This window comes from Mesorhizobium sp. WSM4810, assembly GCF_055811235.1.
In genome coordinates, this window is record NZ_JBVVQV010000037.1 from 25,344 (window position 1) to 46,942 (window position 21,599).

Here is a 21,599-nt window from a genome sequence, read left to right on the forward strand (position 1 = left end):
GATCCCGCAAGAAGCAGACAATCATCAATGGGATTCGGGGAGGGCCATGTGCCGTCAGGCTATACTTTCGTCATCGCTGACGATCATCCGCTTTTTCGCGGTGCGCTGAGAGAGGCGCTTGCCGGCATCGGCGACGTCGCCGGCATTCACGAGGCCGGCGATTTCGAAAGCGCCAAGGCGCTGGTCGTGGCCAATGAGGACGTCGATCTGGTGCTGCTCGACCTGTCGATGCCAGGCGCTAGCGGCCTTTCCGGTCTGATCTCGCTGCGCGGCATCCATCCGACTGTGCCGCTGGTAGTGGTGTCGGCACATGACGACCCGGTGACCATCCGGCGCGCGCTCGACCTTGGCGCTTCGGGTTTCATCTCCAAATCGGCCAGCATGGAGGAGATCCGCAGCGCTGTGCAGTCGGTGCTTGCCGGCGACATCGCTGCGCCCACCGGCATCGATCTCGGCGTCGAGCGCGATCCCGAGATATCCGATCTGATCAAGCGGCTGCAGACGCTGACGCCGCAGCAGACGCGCGTGCTCGGCATGCTGGCGGAAGGTCTGCTCAACAAGCAGATCGCCTACGAGCTCGGTGTCTCCGAAGCGACGATCAAGGCGCATGTCTCGGCCATTCTGCAGAAGCTTGGCGTCGACAGCCGCACCCAGGCGGTGATCCTGCTGTCCAAGATCGGGAGCGACCCGCTGGCGGCGGCCGGCTGACCCTCCGGCTTTACTCGGCCGCCGACGCCAGCGGCCTGACCCTCGCCATCATCGAGCGCAGCACCGCTGGTTTGAGCGGCTTGTTGATCACCGGCACGTCGAGCCTGCCGGCGCTGGCGCGCACCTCGCTCGAGCGGTCGGCGGTGACCAGCACCGCCGGCATGTCATGGCCATGGATAGCGCGCAGTTTGGCGATGGCGTCAAGGCCGGTTTCGCCGTCGAGATGATAGTCGGCAAGCACGATGTCGGGCCGACGCATGCCGGACCCCTCGAGATCCCTCGAGCCGGCAAACGTGTCGACGCTGCAGCCCCAGCCTTCGAGCAGCAGCCGCATGCCGTCGAGGATGCGGGCGTCGTTGTCGATGCAGAGCACGCGGAGCCCGGCAAGCGAAGCAGCCGTGCGGACCGGCGCCTTGGCCTCGATCTCGCGCCGCGGCTCCTGCACTGCCGCGACCGGCAGGACGACGGAAAAGCGTGTGCCCTTGCTCGGGCTTGAAAATATCTGGAGTTCGAGGCGCAAGACGCGAGCGATGCGGTCGACGATCGAAAGGCCGAGCCCCAGGCCTTCGGCTTCGCGGGCGCCCTCATCGAGCCGGGTGAATTCGTGAAAGACCGTGTTCAGCTTGTCGGCGGCAATGCCGATGCCGGTGTCGATCACCTGTATCTCGGCCAGTTCGCCGCGCCGCCGCACGCCGACCAGGATGCGGCCATGGCGGGTGTATTTGATGGCATTGGATACGAGGTTCTGGATCAGGCGGCGCAACAGATTGCGGTCAGTCGTCACGCTGAGCGACGATGGCATGATCGTCAGGCTGAGTTTCTTCTCGGCGGCAAGCGGCTGAAAGTCGTTGCCGATCTGGCGCAGCAGTCCATCCAGGCTGAAGGCCGTGTCGTCCGGTTTCATCGCGCCGGCGTCGAGACGGGAAATGTCGAGGACTGCGCCGAGAATGGTCTCGACCGATTCCAGCGAGGATTCGATGTTGATCGCGGCCTTGCCCGCAGGTCCCTTGCCGGCCTTTTCGATCAGCGACGAGCAATAGAGACGAGCAGCGTTCAGCGGTTGCAGGATGTCATGGCCGGCGGCAGCGAGGAAGCGGGTCTTGCCGAGATTGGCCTCCTCCGCCAGCATCTGCGCCTGTGCCAGCTCCTCGTTGACGCGGGTCAGTTCGACGGTGCGGTTCTTGACGCGCTGTTCGAGCGTTTCATTGGCGCGCTTCAGCGCCAGGTCCTGCTCAACGCGCCCGGAAATGTCGGCATAGGTGGCAACGATGCCGCCATCCGGCATCGGGTTGGAGCGCAATTCCAGGATGCGGCCGCTGGTCTTCAGCTCCATCTGCCAGGGGCTGACGAAGCTGGTGAGGCGGTTGAGCATCGCCACCCGCTGGTCGGCCGGAATGTCGCCGCGCTCGGCAAGGTGGCGCAGGATGCGGTCGAGCGAGACGCCGACCTGGCCCATCTCGTCGGGCAGGTCGAACAGCGCCCGATATTGGCGGTTCCAGCAGATCAGCCGGAAATCCCTGTCGAAGACGGTGATGCCCTGTTCCATCTGGTCGAGCGCGATCTGCAGCAGGTCGCGGTTGTGCTGCAACGCTTCGGTGGCGTCGTCGAGCAGGCGAAAGGCGTCCTTCGCCTCTCGATCATTGCGGCGCAGCAGCAGCGACAGGATGAGCCGCGCCGAAGAGGAGCCGACGGCACTTGCCAGAAGTTGCTCGGAGAAACGGATGACGTCCATGCTGGCCTGCTCGTTGCCGTGCAGCGAAGCGCCGTTGCTCTTTTCGAACGACTGAAACGACCGTTCAGTGCGTTCGACGCCGAGATAGCGCGCGATGGTGTCCTTGAGGTCGTTGACGGTGACGGTGGTGCGGAAGCGGCGCAGGCTCGGCATCGGGCTCGCCTCGCGCGGCACGAAAATCGACGCCTGGATGCGCTCCAGCGGCACCGACGCGCGCGACAGCGAGCCTAGCACGAAGAACAGCGTGTTGACCGACAGGCTCCACAGGACACCGTGGTTCAGCGGCTCGGCGACGGTGCCGAACAGCGCTTGCGGCCGCAACGCTTCGAAACCGAACAGGCCGTGGACGACGATGCCGGTATCGGACGCGGCGAGCGAAGGAAGCAGCAGCGTATAGCTCCAGACGACGATGCCGGCGACCATGCCGAGCGCCGCCCCCCTACCGTTGGCGCCGCGCCAGATCAGCCCGCCGATCAAGGCCGGCGCGAACTGCGCGATCGCGGCGAACGACATCAGGCCGATCGAGGAGAGCCGCGCGCTGTTGGTGCTCTCGCGATAGTAGAGGAAGGCGACGAACAGCATGATGAAGATCGCCGCCCGTCGCACGTTGAGGATGAGCGCTGACCAGTCCTCGTTCTCCGATGTCGTGGTCTTGAGCAGGCGACGCACGAACAGTGGAATGACGAGATCGTTGGAGATCATGATCGACAGCGCGACGCTTTCGACGATCACCATCGCGGTGGCCGCTGACAGGCCGCCGATGAAGGCGGCCATGGCCAACACATCGTGACCGCTGAGCAGCGGCAGCGACAGGACATAGAGGTCGCTGCTGGTCCTGGTGCCGACCAGCGCCAGGCCGGCGAGCGCGATCGGCAGCACGAAAAGGTTGATCGCCACCAGATAGAGCGGAAACACCCATGTCGCGGTGCGCAGTTCGGCCTCGCTGCGGTTCTCGACGATGGTGACATAGAACTGGCGCGGCAGCATGATGATGGCGAAACCGCTCAAACACGTCAGCACCAGCCAGGTTGCGAGCGAGGTGCTGTAGCTCATCGCTTGCTGAACTTGCGAATTCTCGGCGAGCTTGTCGACCATATCGCCCGGGCCGCCGAAGATCAGGAACGTCACCATCAGGCCGATCGCCAGGAAGGCCGCGAGCTTGACGACCGTTTCCACCGCGACGGCCAGCACCAGCCCGTCCTGGTGCTCGGTGGCGTCGGCGTGGCGCGTGCCGAACAGCACCGCAAACAGCGCGAGCAGCATGGCGACGACCAGTGAGATGTCGCTGACGAACGGATCGAACGAAGGCGGCGAGCCGGTATAATGCTCGACCATCAGGCTGACCGAGCCGGAAATCGCCTTTAACTGCAGCGCCATGTAAGGCACCGCGCCGACCGTCGCGATCAGCGTGGCAATCGCTGCTACGGCGAAACTCTTGCCGTAGCGGGCGCCGAGGAAGTCGGCGATCGAGGTGATCTTCTCTGTCTTGGCCAGCCTGACGATGCGCCGAAGCAGCGGAAAGCCGAACACGAACACCAGCACCGGGCCGATATAGATGCCGAGGAATTCAAGGCCGCGCTCGGAGGAAAGGCCGACCGAACCGAAGAACGTCCAGGAGGTGCAGTAGATCGCCAGGCTGAGCGCATAGATGAAGGGCCGGGCCCGGTCAGACCCGGATGTCGTTGAGCGCCGGTCTCCGAGGCTGGCGATGGCGAACAGCAACGTCACATAGGCAATCGCAATGATGACGACGAACCAGCCCTGCACGGCCTGACAATCCTCCCTTGCCGGTTTTGCATCCGGCCTGCTGAGACGCAATCACAGCTTGGCGATCAAGTCCATCGCGGCTTTCGGCGCAGATGGCTGCGGCTTCGGAATCTTGGCCGGCGGAAACGGTCTTTTGTCCATGCTGCAACTGCAGGCTTTTGCTATTGTGCCAGTGAAGCCAACGATCGGGCGAGGGCGGCGGCCTGGCGCGTCAGAACAAGGAGGGTCGAATGCTGAAAGAATTCCAGGAATTCATTTCCCGGGGTAACGTCATGGACCTGGCCGTCGCCGTCATTATCGGCGCTGCCTTCAGCAAGATCGTCGATTCACTGGTCAATGACATCATCATGCCGATAATCGGGGCGATTTTCGGCGGACTCGACTTCAACAATTATTTCCTGCCCTTGTCCTCAGCCGTCAACGCCACATCGCTGGCGGATGCCAAGAAGCAGGGCGCAGTCTTCGCCTATGGCAGTTTCATCACCGCCGCGCTGAATTTCATTATCCTCGCTTTCATCATCTTCCTGATGGTCAAGGCCGTGAACAATCTGCGCAAGCGTCTGGAGCGTGAGAAGCCAGCTGCGCCTGCGGCCGCTCCGCCGGCCGATGTTGCGCTGCTCACTGAAATTCGCGATCTCCTCGCCAGGAAATAGCCCGAAGACAGATTCCCTGGACCAAAACCCCGGCCGTTTGCGGCCGGGGTTTTCTGTTTTCGCCTGTCGCGAAACGCGCTAGCAGTCCAGAAGACGAAAACGGATCTATCCATGACCCTGATCGAGAATTTGCGCGCCGAGGCCCGGGCCGCGCCGGAAAGCGGCATTGTCGCCGTCATGAACCGCGGCCGCGACCGCGATGGCATGATCCCGCTCTGGGCCGGCGAGGGCGACCTGCCGACGCCCGCCTTCATCACCGATGCCGCTGCCCGGGCGCTAGCCGGCGGCGAGACCTTCTATACCTGGCAGAAAGGCATCCCCGAGCTGAGGCAGGCGCTCGCCCGCTATTACGTCAGGCATTTCGGCAAGCGCTTCGCCGAGGAAGAATTCATCGTCACCGGCTCGGGCATGCATGCCATCCAGCTGGCGATCGATGCCGTCGCAGGGAAGGGGGACGAACTCGTCTATCTGTCGCCGGCCTGGCCGAATTTCGCCGCAGCCGCCGGTGTGGCGGGCGCTATTCCGGTCGCTGTCACGCTCGACCAGTCCGGCAATGGCTGGTCCTGCGACGTCGGCAAGATCGAGGCGGCGATCACGCCAAGGACAAAGGCGCTGTTCGTCAACACACCCTCCAACCCGACCGGCTGGACCGCCGACAGGGAGACGCTGCAGGCGATCCTCGATCTTGCCCGTGGAAGGGGCCTGTGGATCATCGCCGACGAGATCTATTCGCTGTTCCACTACGGCGATGGTCGCGCGCCGTCCTTTATCGATATCATGGCCGACGAGGATCGCATCCTGTTCGTCAACAGTTTTTCCAAGAACTGGGCGATGACCGGCTGGCGGGTCGGCTGGATCAAGACCCATCCTTCGCTGCAGCAGGTGTTCGAGAACCTGGTCCAGTATTCGACCTCCGGCGTTGCCCAGTTCATGCAGCGCGGCGCGGTCGTCGCCCTCGATGAGGGCGATGCCTTCATCGTCGAGCAGGTGGAGCGGGCAAGGGCGGCGCGTGACCTGGTCTGCGGCATCCTGGCTGCGACCGGCAGGGCAGGCTTCACCGTGCCGCAGGGAGCGTTCTATCTGTTCTTCGCGGTCGACGGCGTTACCGATTCACGCGCCGCCGCCTTCGACATCGTCGACCGCGCCAATGTCGGCCTGGCGCCCGGAACCGCCTTCGGCCCCGGCGGCGAAGCCTTTCTCAGGCTATGCTTCCACCGCCGCCTCGACCAGCTCGAGGAAGCCGCACACCGGCTGGCGAAGTGGATGAAGAGTGTGTGAGAGTCAGATCCGCCCGAGTGTGCGCAAGCGAAGCGACGTCGCGTAGGCCCTAGGAACCATACCGTGACCTTCGAATGCCGCGGCGTGGAAGAACAACGCGGCACCGAGAGCGGAGACCGCCATCATGCCCTCGGCTGAAGATCACCCGCCGGACTTCGGCACCAGCAGCGGAATGACGCGGTCGCATTCCCTCACGGCCGGCCGGCCCGCAGAACCGTAAGAGATACCCAAAGCATCCCAGGTCTCGACCAGAGCGTCCTGCAGTCCCGCGATCAGTTGATCCGAATGGAACGGCGTCGGCGTGATCCGCAGCCGTTCGGTGCCGCGCGGCACGGTCGGGTAGTTGATCGGCTGGATATAGATGCCGTGGACGCCGAGCAGGCGGTCGCTGGCCATCTTGCACAGCTCGGGATCGCCGACGAGCAGCGGCACGATGTGGGTAGCGGACTCCATCACCGGCAGGCCGGCGGCGGTAAGGACCTGCTTGGTCCGCGTCGCCTGGCGCTGCTGCGCGGCTCGTTCGGCCTGTGAGCGCTTGAGATGGCGGATCGACGTGGTCGCCGCGGCGGCAATGGCCGGCGGCAGCGCCGTGGTGAAGATGAAGCCCGGCGCATAGGAGCGCACGGCATCGATCACCGCACTTGTGCCGGTGATATAGCCGCCGAGCGTGCCGAACGCCTTGGCCAGCGTGCCTTCGATGATGTCGATACGGTCGGCCAGCCCTTCGCGCTCGGTGATGCCGCCGCCGCGCGGTCCGTACATGCCGACGGCATGCACCTCGTCGATATAGGTCATGGCGTTGTAGCGCTCGGCAAGTTCGACGATCTGTTTGATCGGCGCGATATCGCCATCCATCGAATAGACGCTCTCGAAGACGATCAACTTGGCGCGCTCGCGGCCCGCCGCCTGCAGCAGGCTTTCGAGATGCGCAACGTCGTTGTGGCGGAAGATCTTCTTCTCGGCGCCCGAACGCCGCACGCCCTCGATCATCGAGGCGTGGTTCAACTCGTCCGAGACGATCAGGCAGTTGGGCAGCAGCCGCGCAATGGTCGAGATCGAAGCTTCGTTAGAGACGAAGCCGGAGGTAAAGACGAGCGCGGCTTCCTTGTCGTGCAGGTCGGCCAGTTCCAGTTCGAGCTCGACCAGCGGATTGCTGGTGCCGGAGATGTTGCGGGTGCCACCGGCGCCGGATCCCATCTTGCCGGCGGCGTTCTGCATCGCGGCGATGACGTCGGGATGCTGGCCCATGCCGAGATAGTCGTTGGAGCACCAGACGGTGATTTCCTGGGCGCGGCCGTTGGCGCGCCAGATGGCGCGTGGGAAGTTCCCCACGATGCGCTCGAGGTCGGCGAAGATGCGATAGCGACGCTCGGCGTGAAGCTGGTCGATCGCGTCTTCGAAGAACCGCTGATAGTTCATTTCGGCTTCCCAATTTTTGCGTGGGATCATAATCATTGCCCTATTCGCCGTCTACTTGGCCTTTTTGGTCAAAATGCCACGCCCCAAGCCTGTTCCTAACGGCCACGGATCATGGCCTATTCCCTTGATGTGGATCAATTTTGTTTCAGGACGATGCCATGCGCCGATGAGACTGGTTACCGCAGGCACTGATGGAAATGGACTAATGGCCCAGTGGCAGGCTTTCCAGTAAGGCGGGTGTGGAGACAGCTTCCGATTAATCTTGAGCAGCGAGGACACGGATGACGGTTTTGGTGACAGGCGGCGCTGGCTATATCGGCAGCCATATGGTCTGGGAACTGCTGGACGCGGCCGAGAGCGTTGTCGTCCTCGACCGGCTTTCGACCGGCTTCGAATGGGCGGTGGCGCCGGAGGCAAAGCTTGTCGTCGGCGATGTCGCCGACAAGGAGCTGGTCGGCGGGGTCATCCGCGACAATCATGTCAATGCGATCATCCATTTTGCCGGCTCCATCGTGGTTCCCGAATCGGTCGCCGACCCGCTCGGCTATTACGAGAACAACACCTGCAAGACGCGCACGCTGATCGAGACCGCGGTGCGCGAAGGCGTGCCCAATTTCATCTTTTCCTCGACCGCCGCCGTCTATGGCGGCGCCGGGCTGGAGCCGGTGCGCGAGGATGCGCGCCTTGCACCGGAATCGCCCTATGGCCTGTCCAAGCTGATGAGCGAATGGATGCTGCGCGACGCCGCAATCGCCCACGGCTTGCGCTATACGGCGTTGCGCTACTTCAACGTCGCCGGCGCCGATCCGAGGGGCCGCACCGGTCAGTCGACGCCGGGCGCCACGCATCTGATCAAGGTCGCCTGCGAGACGGCGCTCGGCAAGCGGCCCTTCATGGAGGTGTTCGGCACCGACTATCCGACGCCCGACGGCACTTGCATGCGCGACTACATCCATGTCAGCGATCTGGCGGCGGCGCATCGGCTGGCGCTGGAACGGCTGCGCGCCGGGGGACCAAGCCTCGTCGCCAATTGCGGCTACAGCCACGGCTATTCGGTGCTCGAAGTTATCGACAGCGTGCGCCGCGTCTTTGGCCATGATTTCGACGTGCGGATCGGCGAGCGCCGTGCGGGCGACGCGGCGGCGGTGGTCGCCAATTCGGAGCTGGCGCGCCGCGAGCTCGGTTGGACCCCGCAACGCGATGACCTCGACCGGATCGTCGCCGACGCGCTGGCTTGGGAGCGTATCCTGACCGGCAAGAATTCGGCGCGGAGCTGAAGTCCCGGTTTTTCCTCCGTGGGCTCGTAGATCGAGCGTGGAAGCGCTATTGAAGGAGCTGCGCGGCTGAAACGTGGAGGCGTTTCGGCCGCGTCTGATCCTTTGGGGGCGGCATGAAGATATTGGTCCTTGGCGCTGGCGTCGTCGGCACGGCGGCGGCCTACTATCTGGCGAGCGACGGCCACGAGGTGACCGTGATCGAACGCCATCCGATGGCGGCGCGAGGCACCAGCCAATCGAATGCGGGCCTGGTGTCGCCAGGCGACGCCACCGCCTGGGCCTCGCCCGCTGCGCTGAGGACGTTTTTGCGCGCGCTCTACAACCACGATCTCGGCATCAAGGTGAGGCTGCGCTTCGATCCTTATTTCTTCGCCTGGAGTCTGCGCTTCCTGCGCCAATGCACGCATGCGCGACTGCGCGCCAACACCGACATCAAGCTGCGCCTGGCGCTTTATTCGCGCGACTGCATCAACGCCATCTCGGCCGACACCGGCATTCACTATGACGAGCGCAAGAAGGGCATTCTCTATTTCTTCCGCTCGCAGCAGAGTTTTGATACCGGCACCGACAATTACCGCTATCTCGCCGAGCACGGTCTGCCGATCGAGATCGTCGGCCGCGACAGGCTGGTCGAGATCGAGCCCGGCCTTGCCGGGGCCAGGGACAGAATAGCCGGCGGCGTCTATTCGCCGATCGACCAGACCGGCGACTCCAGCCAATTCACCCGAAACCTCGCTGCCTATGCCGCCGAGAAACTCGGCGTCCAGTTCCTCTACGGCACGACGGTCGAAGGCCTCGACATCGAAGGCGATCGGGTGCGCGCGGTGATGACCTCGGCCGGCCCGATAACAGCCGACGCCGTGGTCATCTCGATGGGGCCGGAGAGTGGCCTGCTCGGCCGCCGCTACGGCATCGACCTGCCTGTCTATCCGGTCAAGGGCTACACCGCGACCGTGCCGCTGGAGGACGAGGGCAAAGGGCCGACCATGGGCGGCGCCGACGAGGATCAGCTTATCGGCTATTCCAGGCTCGGCAACCGGCTGCGGCTTGCTTCGACCGCCGAGTTCACCGGCTTCGATCGCAGCCACAAGCCGAGCGATTTCGCCGCCATGTTCAGGACCGGCAAGGAGCTTTTCCCAGGCGCCTTCGACGAGAACAAGGCCGAGCTCTGGGCCGGCTTGCGGCCGATGATGCCGAACTCGGTGCCGGTCATCGGCCGGGCGCGCTACAGAAATCTCTACCTCGACACCGGCCACGGCCATGTCGGCTGGACCATGGCCTGCGGCTCGGGAAAATTCCTTGCCGATGTGGTCGCCGGCCGCAAGCCGGAGATCGACCCGCAAGGGCTGGTCTATGTCAATTGAGGGAGAATTAATCGTCGTGTCGGCACCGGGAAGATAAATGCGTCTAATACCGTGCACAAATTCTGAGTAGAAAAATGTCGGGACCGCAAGTCGCCATCGACCTTGGCCGCATCGAGCGCAATGCGCGCACCATCGTCGACCGCTGCGCCCTGTCCGGCATCAGGGTATTCGGCGTTACCAAGGGCACCTGCGGCATGCCGCAGGTGGCGCGCGCCATGCTGCGCGGCGGCGTCGCCGGCATCGCCGAATCGCGCTTCGAAAACATCCGCCGGGTGCGCGACAGCGGCATCACCGCCCCGATCATGCTGCTGCGCAGTCCGCCGATGGCACGCATCGAGGAGGTTGTGCGCACCGTCGACATCAGCCTGCAATCCGAACTCGCCACCATCCGCGAATTATCGCGCATCGCCGAGCGTATGGACCGCGTCCACGACATCATGCTGATGATCGATCTTGGCGACCTCAGGGAAGGCATCTGGCCGAACGACCTCATTCCGACGGTCGAACAAATACTGGCGCTCAGCGGCGTGCGCATCGCCGGCATCGGCACCAATCTCGGCTGCTTCGGCGCCATCATGCCGACGCAGGAAAATCTCGGACAGCTCGTCGCCCATGCCTACAAGACCGAGCGCCTGTCCGGCGCAAGGCTCGACTGGATCTCGGGCGGCGCGTCATCGTCGCTGACGCTGCTGCTCGAAGGCAGGCTGCCCGCCGGCATCAACAATCTGCGGGTCGGCGAGGCGATCCTTCAGGGTGGCGTCGAAACCTTCCGCGAGACGCCGTGGGCCGAACTCGAACCCGATGCCTGCCGGCTGACCAGCGACATCATCGAGGTCAAGCTGAAGCCGTCGCGGCCGATCGGCCAATCCGGCTACGACGCTTTCGGCAACCAGCCGGTGTTTGCCGACGATGGCGACCGGTTGCGCGCCATCGCCAATATCGGCCGCGAGGATGTCTTGATCGAAGGTTTGACGCCGATTGCCAAGGGCGTGCGGGTGCTTGGCGCCTCCAGCGACCATCTGCTTCTCGACGTGACCGATGCCGAGCCGCCACCCGCCGTCGGCGATCGTGTCGCCTTCCGCATGAGCTATGGCGCCATGCTGCTGGCAATGACCTCGGAATATGTCGAAAAGGCGCCAATGCACGATGTCGAGGATTTCTCCGGCCGCAAGATGGTGTCGATATCTGCCGCACCGGCGGCGGCCGGCATCCTGGCCAGGGAGGCGACCGGCGCCCGGCTGGAGGCGATGAATTTCGATGTCGTCGAACTGGCCGATATCGAGCGGCCGCCGTCCGGCCTGGTCCGGCTCACCGCCGGCAGCGACCGGCGCATCGCCCACACGGCGCTGACGGCGACCGCGCGGGCGACGCACTCGTTTGGCCTGATCTGGATCGATTCCATCGCCGCGCTGATGCCCGAGGACGAAGACGGCATCGACCTGCCGGAAGCTTCGGTGCTGGCGCGGGCGCTCGGCCTCGATCACAAGCCCGGCGCGCTGCAGCCACAACTGTCGCCGGAAAACGTCGTCATTGTCGGTTTGCGCCATGCAGATCCGGCCGAGGCCCGGGTGCTGAAGGATTCGCGCGTCTGCGCCTTCACCATGACCGACATCGACGCCATGGGCATGCGCGACGTGATGCACGAGGCGATCCGCATCGCCAGTTCCGGCACGCAAGGCTTTCATGTCAGCTATACGCCTGAGGTGACCGAATTCGCCGGCTGGGCGGCAGGCTCCGGCGGCATCACGGTGCGCGAAACGCATCAGGCCATGGAGGCGATCGCGTTGTCCGGCGGGCTGTTGTCGATGGACGTTTCCGGCCTGACATCAGCTCTGGAACCGCGATTGGCGGCGGAAACGGTCAATTTCGTCATGTCGGCGTTTGGCAAGCGGATTTTGTGATCAGCCCTGTGCGTCGACCGCCGCGCGCCATGAACGTGCGTAATCCGCCCAGGCCGGGTCGACCGGCGGTTCGAACCTTTCGCCGGCGCCTTGTACCGTTCCTTGGTCCGACGCCAACAGGGCGGCGCCGATGCTGGTGCCGGTTGCGGCCTCCGACGCGATGACGGCACGTGCGGTGGCTGCAGCGAGCATGCGCGTGAAAAGCCGGTTGCGGGCGAACGGCCCCTCGACGGTCGTCGGGCCGCCGGCGTCGATCAGGTCGAGGCAGGTCGCGGTCATCAGCGCCAGGTAGAAAGAGATGGCGGCAAAGCGCTGGCCGCCGTTGATGCCGTCTCCGTCGAGCCATGCTGCCCTGTGATGCGGGAACGGCCCCGAACCCTGTTGGGTCGAAGGCAGCAGGGACGTCTTCCGCGCGAGCGCTGTGGCGATATCCTCTTTGGTCCAGTCTTCCGATTGGCCTTCCGTCAGCAGCGAAAACTCACGGCCGCCCATGAAACGCGCCGACGGCACCGGATCACCGAGCGCGTTGACGTTGACGAGCGTGTCGCGGGCCGGGTCGAGCGCGATCTTGTTGCCGCCAACCGCCATCGACACCACCCAGGTGCCGGTCGAGACGACCGAGAACGGCGGCGTATCGGACAGGAGATGCGGCAGCAGCGAGGCGTTGGAATCGTGCAAGCCGCAAAACACCGGCGTTTGCGGATCAAGCCCGGTCCGTATCGCAAGCGCGGGCAGGATCGGGCCAAGGCGATATTTCGCCGGCCGCACCGGCGCCATCAGATGACGCCATTGCATCTTGTCGACCAGCGACGAAAAATCGGCCTTCCACGGGTTCCACAGATCGGTGTGGCAGCCAAGCGAAGTCACTTCGTTTGCGGCGACGCTGGTCAGGCGCAAGGCCCAGTATTGCGGGTACATCAGCATCGCGGCGGCCTTGGCGAACTCCGCCGGGAAGCGCTTCTGCTGCCAGAACAGCTGCGCGCCGAGATTGAGGCCGACCGGCAGGCGCGGCGTGCCCGTCTCGGCGAAGGCCGGACGGTTCGTGTCATAGTCCTCGGCAAGGGTGTCGGGCCCGGCAAATTCATAGTCGAGCACCGGCAGCGCCAACTCGCCGGCAGTGTCCACCAGCACGCCCGTCGCGCCATGGGTGGTGATCGATATCGCGTCGATGCGCTGTTCGCGATTGATCTCGGCGAGGCTGTCGAGGATGAACGACCACAGAAGCTCAACATCGTGGTGCGGGTAGGGACCGTCAAGGACAGGCGCGTTCGCCATGCGGCGCAGCGCAACTTCGCGCAGATCGGCGAGATCGACCAGCGCCACCTTGGCGTTGGTCTTGCCGATATCGATGACGGCGACGTGGCGGGTCATTCCATATGGAACATTGTTTCCAGCGGCTCCGCCACCGGCTCGTTATCAGGCCTGGTCTCCATGATGTTGGCCATTTCAGCCCACCAGCGCTGCATCACCTTGTGCTTCGGCAATTCGTCCATGCCGTGGCCGTCGCGCCGCCACAGCACGCCGAACAAGGTGTTGGTCTCATGTCGAGATGGATCGAATAGTCGGAAACGCCGGCCTGTTTCAGCAGTGCGACCAGCGACGGCCAGATGTCGTTATGACGCCTTTTGTATTCGGCCTTCATGCCGGGATTGAGCTTCATCTTGAACGCGTATTTCTCGGCCATCAGGTAAAACGCTCCCGCCGCACCCGCCGCCAGACGATGGGCAGCGCGATGACGATGATCAGCAGCAGGCCGATGAAGATCGACATGACTATGCCGGGCACATTGAGCAGCCCCAGGCCGAAAGTCACCAGCCCCATGATGAAGGCGGCGAGCACCACGCCCAAAATGCTGCCGGCGCCGCCCAGGATGCTGACGCCACCCAGCACCACCATGGTGATGACTTCCAATTCATAGCCTTGCGCGATCGATGGCCGGGTCGAGCCGAGCCGCGAGGTGATCAGCACCGAGGCGATGCCCGCCATCAGCCCGGTCAGGCAGAACAGGATGAACTTGATGCGGCCGACACGCACGCCGGAAAACTGTGCCGCGACCGGGTTGTTGCCGATTGCGAAGACGCGACGGCCGAAGCTGGTCCGGTGCAGAAGGAACCAGTAGATGACCGCCGCGACGAGGAACAGCGTCAGCTCGAACGACACCACCCACCAGACATAACCCTGGCCGAAGAAGGCGAAGCTGGAGGGATAGCCTTTGTAGGCCTGGTCGCCGAGGACGATGAAGGCGATGCCGCGAAACAGGCTCATCGTGCCGATGGTGACGACGATCGACGGCAGGCCGAGCCTGGTGACGAGCAGCCCGTTGAAGGCGCCGCAGCCGAGCCCGACCAGGATGCCGATCGCCACCAGCACCGGCGTGCCGGCGCCGGCCTGCACCGCCATGCCCATCATCGTCGAGGCCAGCGCAATGATGGCGGCGACCGACAGGTCGATCTCTCCGGAAATGATCAGCAGCGCCATGGCGAGCGCGATCAGCGCCTTCTCGGTGAAGTTGAAGGTCAGGTCCGACAGCGACCACGCGTCGAGGAAATAGGGCGAGGCGAAGCTGTTGACGGCAAAGATGGCGACCGCCACCGCGACCAGCAGCGCCTCCCACGAGAAGATCGCCGAGTTGAGCGGCGTGTCGAGCCGGTCGGGAATGTGGCGCGGGGCTGGGGTGTCGGTCATGCCGCTTCCGCCTTCTTGAGAATAATGCGGCCTTGCCGGCGTTCGCCGCGCGCGTTGAGCACCACGGCCAGGATGATGGCGCTGCCCGAAATCGCCATCTGCCAGAACGGCGAGATGTTGATGACCGGCAGCGCGTTGGAGATGATGCCGAGGAACAGCGCACCAAGCACTGCGCCGCCGACCGAGCCGATGCCGCCGGCGATCGAGATGCCGCCGATGACGCAGGCGGCGATGATGTTGAGCTCGTAGCCATTGGCGACCTCGACCGAGGCGATGACATAGCGTGAGATCCAGAGATAGCCGCACAGACCGGCGGCCATCCCCGAGATGCAGAAGACAATGAACTTGGTGCGGCCGACATCGATGCCGGCGTAGATCGATGCTGTCGGATTGACGCCGATGGCATAGATCGAGCGGCCGAGCGCGGTGCGCGTCATCAACAGGAAGAACAAGGCGATGACCAGTATGACGATCCACGACAGCACTGGAATGCCGAGAAAGGCCGCGCGCTGCAGGCCGATGAAATCAGGGCTCATCTGATCGGCATTGACCCAGGCGCCGCCTGAAATGACGAAGGTGGCGCCGCGATAGATGGTGAGCGTGCCGAGCGTCACCACGATCGAGGGAATGTTCAGCCGCCATACCAGCAGGCCGTTGATCGCGCCGAGCACCAGGCCGACCAGAAGTGCGATGACGATCAGCAGCGGGATCGGGATTGCCGGATGCGCGGCGTTCAGCATCGCCACCACCATGCCGGTGAAGCACAGGTTCGACGCCATCGACAGGTCGATCGAGCGGGTCAGGATCACCACCATCTGCCCCAGCGCCAGGATCATCAGGATCGAGGTGTCGTTGAACACCTGGCGCAGATTGCCGAAGGCAGCAAAGCCCGGAAAGCGCATCGAGATCAGCCCGATCAGCACGACGATTGCCGCGAGCAGCCAGACTTCGCGATATTTGAGCAAAACCTTCATGCCACAATCCCTGCTGCCGTCTTGACCAGCGTTTCGGCGTCGAGCCCCTTGTTGTTATAGATCGAGGCGATGCGGCCCTCGCGCATGACGATGACCCGGTCGGACATGCCGAGGATCTCGGGCAGTTCGGACGACACCATGATCACCGATAACCCTTGAGCGACCAGTTCGGCCATGAAGCCGTGCACGGCGGCTTTCGAGCCGATGTCGATGCCTTTGGTGGGCTCGTCGAGGATGATCACCTTGGGCGCGGTCGCCAGCCATTTGGCGATGACGATCTTCTGCTGGTTGCCGCCCGACAAAGTGCCGACGTCCTGGCTGAGCGAGGCAGCGCGCAGATCGAGCCGCTCGGTATAGGAACGGGCTAGCGCGAACTCTTCGGCCAGCTGCAACACACCTGACTTGGATGTGCGCTTGAGCGAGGGCAGCGAGATATTCTGGAAGATCGGCAGGCCGATCACCACGCCTTGCTTGCCGCGTTCTTCCGGCACGTAGACGATGCCGGCGTCGATCGAATCCGCCGCCGATTTCGGCATGATCGCCTTGCCTTCCAGCGTGATGGTGCCGCTGCTGGTGCGGGTGATGCCTGATATCGCCTGCATCACCTCGCTGCGCCCGGCGCCGACAAGGCCGTAGAAGCCGAGGATCTCGCCTCTGTGCAGCTCGAAGCCGATGTCGTCGAACTCGGTCGGGTGCGACAGGCCGGAGACGGCAAGCACCGGCGCGCCGATCTCGGCCTTGCGTTGCGGAAAGATGTGATCGACGGCGCGGCCGACCATCATGCGCACGATCTGGCTCTGGCCGGCATCCCTGATCAGGCCTTCGCCGACCATCTCGCCGTCGCGGAACACCGTGTAACGGTCGGCGATGCGATAGATCTCGTCGAACTTGTGGCTGATGAACAGGATCGCCTTGCCTTCGCTCTTCAGGAACTCGACCAGCAAAAACAGCTCCTCGATCTCCTTCAGCGACAGCGCTGCGGTCGGCTCGTCCATAATGACGATCTGGGCGTCGATCGACATGGCGCGGGCGACTGCGACGAGGTGCTTGTTGGCGATGCCGAGATCCTTCAGCCGCGCATCGGCGTCGATGTGGCCGGCGCCCATGGTGTTCAGTACTTCACGAGCATTCTTGCGCATGGTGCGCCAGTCGATGGTGCCGAGGCGCGATCGCGGCGCATGGCCGAGAAAGATGTTCTCGGCCACCGTCAGGTCGTCGAACAGCACGGTTTCCTGGTGGATGGCGGTGATGCCGTGCCCGAAGGCGGCATGCGCGCTGGGCAAGGTCACGGCCTGGCCATCGATACTGATCGTGCCTGTGTCAGGCTGGTAGATGCCTGTCATGATCTTGACCAGCGTCGACTTGCCGGCGCCGTTCTCGCCGATCAGCGCGGTCACCTGGCCTGGGTAGAGCGACAGGCTGACGTCGTGCAGCGCGCGCACGCCGGGAAAACTCTTCGAGATGCCGGCCAGGGTCAGGCGCGGAGCCGCAGCCAAAGGCTGCTCAGTGGTCGGGTCGAGTTGGGCTGTCGTGTCCATAGTCGTATCAAGCCCTTAAGCAGGTCCGTTTGAGGACGCGGCGGAACTTGAGCTCCGCCGCGCCGGCTTGAAGGGCTCCAGGATCAATAGATCTTGGAGAACTCTTCGATGTTCGACTTGTCGAACTTGAAGGGCGGAGCCATCGCGGCCGAGTTGGTGTCGTCGAGGGTGACCTTGCCGACACGGCCGATCGACAGCGTCGCACCCGGCTTGGCTTCTTCCTTCTTCACCGCCAGATCATGGGCGAGGTAGACGGCCGAGTAGCCGAGATCGATCGGGTTCCACAGTGCGACAGCCTGGCTGGCGCCGTTGTCGATGAACTTCTTGAACTCCGACGGCAGCGCCAGGCCGGTGACATTGACCTTGCCGATCAGGCCCTGGTCGGTCACCACCTGGGCAGCGGCCACGACGCCGACGGTGGTCGGTGCGATGATCGCCTTGAGGTTCGGATAGGATTTCAGCAGGCCCTTGGCCTCGTCCGTGCTCTTGGCCGAGTCGTCGTCGCCATAGACGGTGGCGACGAGATTGATCTTGGGGAATTTCTCCGGCAGCACCTTCTTGGCCGCTTCGATCCAGGCGTTCTGGTTGGTCGCGGTCGACGAAGCCGACAGTATGGCGACATCGCCGCCTTCCGGCAGATAGTCGGCGGCAAGCTTGATGATGGTCTCGCCGATCAGGTTTGTGTCCGAGGGGTTGAGGTGGAGCTGGCGGCCTTCCGGAGCGACGCCGGAATCCCACGAGATGACGGTGATGCCGCGATCCATCGCCTTCTTCAGCGCCGGCACCAGCGCGTCGGCGTCATTGGCCGAAATGGCGATCGCGTTGACCTTTTGGGCGATCAGCGAATTGATCACCTCGATCTGCGCTTCGGCGGTCGCCTTGGTCGGGCCGGTGTAGATGATATCGACGTCGCCGAGTTCCTTGGCCGCCTCTTCGGCGCCCTTGTTGGCGGCATCGAAGAAGCCGTTGCCGAGCGACTTCACCACCAGCGCGATCTTGACGTTCTCGGCATAGGCCGCATTCACGAAGATGGCGGCCGAGAACGCCGCCGTAACCATCAATTTCTTCAGAAAGCTCATCGAATATCCTCCCTTGAGCGTTGCATTCCATCGCCGCTGCGAACCCTCAGGCCTGCAGCGAAGATTCTTCCCTATTGCCTGCCGTTGTGCGGGCGACGACCAGCGTCACACCGGCGGCCTCCAACATCTTGGCCTCGCGATCCTCGATGCCGTCGTCGGTGATGACCGTGGCAATGCGCGACAGGCCGCACAGGATCAGGCTCGAGCGTTTGCGGAATTTTGACGAGTCGACCAGCACCACCAGTTCGTCGGCCTGATCGATCAGTTTCTGCTCGGCCTGGATCAGCAGCGGATCGCCTTCCATCAGGCCGAGTGGCCCGAGCCCTTGCGCGCCCATGAACATGCGGCGCGCATAGAAATTGCGCGTCACGTCATTGTCGAAGGGCGACAGGATGATGTTCTGCTCGCGGTAGATGGTGCCGCCCGACAGCATCACCGTGTTCTTGGAGTGCTTGAGCAGGTGCTCGGCGATCGGAAAGGAATTGGTGAAGATCGGCATGCGGCGGCCGGTCAGGAAATACACCATCTGGAAGGTGGTGGTGCCGCCATTGATGATGATCGGCTCGCCGTCCTTGCACAGTTCCACGGCGTCCCGCGCGATCGCCCGCTTCTGCACAGCGTTGATCGTCTCGTTGACGGAAAAAGGCCGGCCGGCAAGGCCGATGAATTGCGGCGGGGTGATCGCCTCGGCGCCGCCACGCACGCGGCGCAGGCGCTTTTGCACATGCAATGCAGCGATGTCGCGCCGGATCGTCGCCTCGGACGAGTCCGTCAGGTCGACCATCTCCTGCACCGTCACCACAGGCTTTTCCTGGACGGCGGACAAAATGATCCTGTGGCGCTCCTTTTCGTGCATGGTTCCTCCCTGCCAGCACATCTAGGCACTCAAAACGCGCAGTGTCAATCATTTCCGATCAGATAAATTCATTGTGCAGCGCAATATGATCGATGTTGATCGTTTGTGATTGACAACGCCGCCGCTTGCGTAGAAATTCGGCCCAAAGGGACCGCACCGTTTGCGCGTCTCACGTCACGGGAGGATTACCTATGCTTGACAAGCGCTCCGGCACGCGCCTCACCAATCTTTGGGATGAGGCGACAGCCCTGGGAATGAGCGAGCCGGAACGTCTCGTCTATCGCTCGAATGTTCTTGGCTCCGACAAGCGCGTCACCAACTATGGCGGCGGCAACACCTCTTCCAAGATATGGCAAAAGGATCCGCTCACCGGCGAAAGCGTGGAAGTGCTGTGGGTGAAGGGCTCGGGCGGCGACAGCGCCTCGATTAAGCTCGACGGTTTCGCCACCCTCTACATGGACAAGTTGCGCGCGCTTAAGGGTCTCTATCGCGGCCTCGAGCATGAGGACGAGATGGTCGCCTATCTGCCCCATTGCACCTTCAATCTTAACCCACGCGCGGCCTCGATCGACACGCCGCTGCACGCCTTCGTGCCGAAGCCGCATGTCGACCACATGCATCCCGACGCCATCATCGCGATTGCCGCCGCCAAGGATTCGCAGGCGCTGACCAGGGAGATCTTCGGCGACGCGATCGGCTGGCTGCCATGGAAGCGTCCGGGCTTCGAGCTCGGCCTGTCGCTGGAAAAATTCTGCTCCGAAAACCCTGAGGCCAAGGGCGTTGTGCTGGCAAGCCATGGCCTGTTCACCTGGGGCGACACTCCAAAGGAATGCTACGAGACGACGATCTCGGTGATCAACCAGGCGATCGACTGGTTCGAGCGCAAGTCTGAAGGCAAGCAGATCTTCGGCGGCGAAGTCGTCAAATCGCTCGACGCGCCGGCGCGTCGCGCCGTGGCCGCAAGGCTGATGCCGAGGATCCGCGGCCTGATTTCGGAGAACAGCCACAAGCTCGGCCATTTCGACGATTCGCCGGCCGTGCTCGAATTCGTCAATTCGAAGGATTTGCGCCCGCTGGCGGCGCTCGGCACCTCCTGCCCGGATCATTTCCTGCGCACCAAGATCCGGCCGCTGCTCATCGAATTCGACCCCAAAAATCCTGATGTCGACGCCGTCATTGCCCGTCTCGCCGACGATTTGGCGGAGTATCGCGTTGGCTACCAGGCCTATTATGACAGGTGCAAGCATGCGGATTCGCCGCCGGTGCGTGATCCGAACGCCGTGGTCTATCTGATGCCCGGCGTCGGCATGTTCACCTTCGCCGGCGACAAGGCGACGGCGCGCATTTCGGGCGAATTCTACGTCAATGCCATCAATGTCATGCGCGGTGCCTCGACAGTGTCGACCTATGTCGGCCTGCCCGAGCAGGAAGCCTTCGACATCGAATACTGGCTGCTCGAAGAGGCGAAGCTGCAGCGCCTGCCCAAGCCGAAAGCGCTTGCCGGCCAGATCGCGCTGGTCACCGGCGGCGCCGGCGGCATCGGCCGGGCGACGGCCAACCGGCTGCTGCGCGAGGGCGCCTGCGTCGTGCTGGCCGACATCGACGAGACCGCCCTTGCCAGCGCCAATGACGAATTGGCCAAGGCCCATGGCAAGGATTTCGTGCGGCCGGTGGTGATCGACGTCACGTCAGAGGACCAGGTGATCTCCGGTTTCGCCGAGACGGCGGTCGAGTTCGGCGGCATCGACATCCTGGTGTCGAATGCCGGCCTGGCAACCTCGGCGCCGATCGAGGAGACGACGCTGGCGCTGTGGAACAAGAACATGGACATCTTGTCGACCGGCTATTTCCTCGCGTCGCGCGAAGCATTCCGGCTGTTTCGGGCGCAGAAGATCGGCGGCAATGTCGTCTTCGTCGCCTCCAAGAACGGGCTTGCCGCATCGCCCAATGCCGCCGCCTATTGCACGGCCAAGGCCTCCGAAATCCATCTGGCGCGCTGCCTGGCGCTGGAAGGCGCGGAGGCCCAGATCAGGGTCAATGTCGTCAATCCCGACGCCGTGCTGCGCGGCTCGAAGATCTGGACCGGCGAGTGGAAGGAACAGCGCGCCGCCGCCTACAAGATGTCGACTGACGACCTTGAGGAACACTACCGCTCACGCTCGATGCTGAAGCGTTCGGTGTTCCCCGAAGACATCGCCGAGGCGATCTATTTCTTCGCCTCCGACATGTCGGCCAAGTCGACCGGCAATATCGTCAATGTCGACGCCGGCAACGCCCAGAGTTTTACGCGCTAGGCGATCATTTTTTGAGGGTGGCGCTGCCCCTCACCCTTACCCTCTCCCCGCGAACAACGGGGAGAGGGGGTCGC

15 protein-coding genes and 1 pseudogene are annotated in these 21,599 nt (G+C 63.6%); 7 read left to right on the forward strand and 9 right to left on the reverse strand.

Going from position 1 to position 21,599, the window contains the following annotated elements; translation table 11 throughout:
• The first annotated feature begins 48 nt into the window (after positions 1–48).
• Positions 49–708 carry a response regulator transcription factor gene (locus tag AC0L3O_RS31815; protein ID WP_023803301.1) on the forward strand — a complete coding sequence of 220 codons (660 nt, stop codon included), beginning with the start codon at positions 49–51 and terminating at the stop codon, positions 706–708.
• Between the two features lie 10 nt (positions 709–718).
• Here the strand turns inward: AC0L3O_RS31815 and AC0L3O_RS31820 are convergent, their stop codons facing one another.
• Positions 719–4,207, reverse strand: coding sequence for a hybrid sensor histidine kinase/response regulator (locus AC0L3O_RS31820; RefSeq protein WP_287248565.1), 3,489 nt, complete (start codon positions 4,205–4,207; stop codon positions 719–721).
• A 230-nt stretch (positions 4,208–4,437) separates the two neighbouring features.
• Here AC0L3O_RS31820 and mscL point away from each other — a divergent pair, with 230 nt between their 5' ends.
• Both mscL and AC0L3O_RS31830 read left to right on the forward strand, forming a co-directional pair.
• Positions 4,438–4,860, forward strand: a complete 423-nt coding sequence (gene mscL / locus AC0L3O_RS31825; protein ID WP_287364425.1) for a large conductance mechanosensitive channel protein MscL — start codon at positions 4,438–4,440, stop codon at positions 4,858–4,860.
• A 111-nt stretch (positions 4,861–4,971) separates the two neighbouring features.
• Positions 4,972–6,138 (forward strand): pyridoxal phosphate-dependent aminotransferase, encoded by a 1,167-nt coding sequence (locus tag AC0L3O_RS31830; protein ID WP_473535802.1) that lies wholly within the window; start codon positions 4,972–4,974, stop codon positions 6,136–6,138.
• A 141-nt stretch (positions 6,139–6,279) separates the two neighbouring features.
• On the opposite strand, the gene hemA is transcribed toward AC0L3O_RS31830, so the two are convergent.
• Positions 6,280–7,557 carry a 5-aminolevulinate synthase gene (gene hemA, locus AC0L3O_RS31835; RefSeq protein WP_473535801.1) on the reverse strand — a complete coding sequence of 426 codons (1,278 nt, stop codon included), beginning with the start codon at positions 7,555–7,557 and terminating at the stop codon, positions 6,280–6,282.
• A 281-nt stretch (positions 7,558–7,838) separates the two neighbouring features.
• Between hemA and galE the strand changes: the two genes are divergently transcribed.
• The 3 genes from galE (at position 7,839) to AC0L3O_RS31850 (ending at position 12,099) form a co-directional block, all read left to right on the forward strand.
• Positions 7,839–8,834, forward strand: a complete 996-nt coding sequence (gene galE, locus AC0L3O_RS31840; protein ID WP_473535800.1) for a UDP-glucose 4-epimerase GalE — start codon at positions 7,839–7,841, stop codon at positions 8,832–8,834.
• A gap of 113 nt (positions 8,835–8,947) precedes the next feature.
• Entirely contained in the window at positions 8,948–10,198 is a 1,251-nt protein-coding gene (locus AC0L3O_RS31845) for a D-amino acid dehydrogenase (protein ID WP_128169122.1), read from the forward strand.
• 74 nt (positions 10,199–10,272) lie between these two features.
• A complete protein-coding gene (locus AC0L3O_RS31850) occupies positions 10,273–12,099 on the forward strand; it encodes an alanine racemase (protein ID WP_473617609.1) in 1,827 nt (608 codons plus the stop codon).
• On the opposite strand, the gene AC0L3O_RS31855 is transcribed toward AC0L3O_RS31850, so the two are convergent.
• The 7 genes and pseudogenes from AC0L3O_RS31855 to AC0L3O_RS31885 form a co-directional block, all read right to left on the reverse strand.
• On the reverse strand, positions 12,100–13,470 hold the full coding sequence (locus AC0L3O_RS31855; RefSeq protein ID WP_473535798.1) for an FGGY-family carbohydrate kinase: 1,371 nt from the start codon (positions 13,468–13,470) through the stop codon (positions 12,100–12,102).
• Positions 13,467–13,783: pseudogene (gene rhaM / locus AC0L3O_RS31860) on the reverse strand (L-rhamnose mutarotase). The gene AC0L3O_RS31855 and the pseudogene rhaM overlap by 4 nt, the downstream one beginning before the upstream one ends.
• Positions 13,783–14,784: an ABC transporter permease gene (locus AC0L3O_RS31865; RefSeq protein WP_023803290.1), complete on the reverse strand. Its 1,002-nt coding sequence runs from the start codon at positions 14,782–14,784 to the stop codon at positions 13,783–13,785. Before AC0L3O_RS31865 ends, rhaM begins: the two are co-directional and overlap by 1 nt.
• Positions 14,781–15,758 carry an ABC transporter permease gene (locus tag AC0L3O_RS31870; protein ID WP_473535796.1) on the reverse strand — a complete coding sequence of 326 codons (978 nt, stop codon included), beginning with the start codon at positions 15,756–15,758 and terminating at the stop codon, positions 14,781–14,783. The genes AC0L3O_RS31865 and AC0L3O_RS31870 overlap by 4 nt, the downstream gene beginning before the upstream one ends.
• Positions 15,755–17,296 (reverse strand): sugar ABC transporter ATP-binding protein, encoded by a 1,542-nt coding sequence (locus AC0L3O_RS31875; protein WP_473617610.1) that lies wholly within the window; start codon positions 17,294–17,296, stop codon positions 15,755–15,757. The genes AC0L3O_RS31870 and AC0L3O_RS31875 overlap by 4 nt, the downstream gene beginning before the upstream one ends.
• Before the next feature lie 83 nt (positions 17,297–17,379).
• Complete coding sequence (gene rhaS, locus AC0L3O_RS31880; RefSeq protein WP_023803287.1) at positions 17,380–18,375, reverse strand: rhamnose ABC transporter substrate-binding protein; 996 nt, start codon at positions 18,373–18,375, stop codon at positions 17,380–17,382.
• A gap of 46 nt (positions 18,376–18,421) precedes the next feature.
• Positions 18,422–19,231, reverse strand: a complete 810-nt coding sequence (locus AC0L3O_RS31885; RefSeq protein ID WP_287345633.1) for a DeoR/GlpR family DNA-binding transcription regulator — start codon at positions 19,229–19,231, stop codon at positions 18,422–18,424.
• A 191-nt stretch (positions 19,232–19,422) separates the two neighbouring features.
• Between AC0L3O_RS31885 and AC0L3O_RS31890 the strand changes: the two genes are divergently transcribed.
• On the forward strand, positions 19,423–21,525 hold the full coding sequence (locus AC0L3O_RS31890; protein WP_473535795.1) for a bifunctional rhamnulose-1-phosphate aldolase/short-chain dehydrogenase: 2,103 nt from the start codon (positions 19,423–19,425) through the stop codon (positions 21,523–21,525).
• The last annotated feature ends 74 nt before the right edge of the window (positions 21,526–21,599 follow it).

Bases quoted from the DNA above. Each gene is read 5' to 3' on its own strand.
- mscL (WP_287364425.1), top strand. From the start codon at position 4,438: ATGCTGAAAGAATTCCAGGAATTCATTTCCCGGGGTAACGTCATGGAC.
- AC0L3O_RS31830 (WP_473535802.1), top strand. From the start codon at position 4,972: ATGACCCTGATCGAGAATTTGCGCGCCGAGGCCCGGGCCGCGCCGGAA.
- hemA (WP_473535801.1), bottom strand. From the start codon at position 7,557: ATGAACTATCAGCGGTTCTTCGAAGACGCGATCGACCAGCTTCACGCC.
- galE (WP_473535800.1), top strand. From the start codon at position 7,839: ATGACGGTTTTGGTGACAGGCGGCGCTGGCTATATCGGCAGCCATATG.
- AC0L3O_RS31845 (WP_128169122.1), top strand. From the start codon at position 8,948: ATGAAGATATTGGTCCTTGGCGCTGGCGTCGTCGGCACGGCGGCGGCC.
- AC0L3O_RS31850 (WP_473617609.1), top strand. From the start codon at position 10,273: ATGTCGGGACCGCAAGTCGCCATCGACCTTGGCCGCATCGAGCGCAAT.
- AC0L3O_RS31855 (WP_473535798.1), bottom strand. From the start codon at position 13,470: ATGACCCGCCACGTCGCCGTCATCGATATCGGCAAGACCAACGCCAAG.
- AC0L3O_RS31865 (WP_023803290.1), bottom strand. From the start codon at position 14,784: ATGACCGACACCCCAGCCCCGCGCCACATTCCCGACCGGCTCGACACG.
- AC0L3O_RS31870 (WP_473535796.1), bottom strand. From the start codon at position 15,758: ATGAAGGTTTTGCTCAAATATCGCGAAGTCTGGCTGCTCGCGGCAATC.
- AC0L3O_RS31875 (WP_473617610.1), bottom strand. From the start codon at position 17,296: ATGGACACGACAGCCCAACTCGACCCGACCACTGAGCAGCCTTTGGCT.
- rhaS (WP_023803287.1), bottom strand. From the start codon at position 18,375: ATGAGCTTTCTGAAGAAATTGATGGTTACGGCGGCGTTCTCGGCCGCC.
- AC0L3O_RS31885 (WP_287345633.1), bottom strand. From the start codon at position 19,231: ATGCACGAAAAGGAGCGCCACAGGATCATTTTGTCCGCCGTCCAGGAA.
- AC0L3O_RS31890 (WP_473535795.1), top strand. From the start codon at position 19,423: ATGCTTGACAAGCGCTCCGGCACGCGCCTCACCAATCTTTGGGATGAG.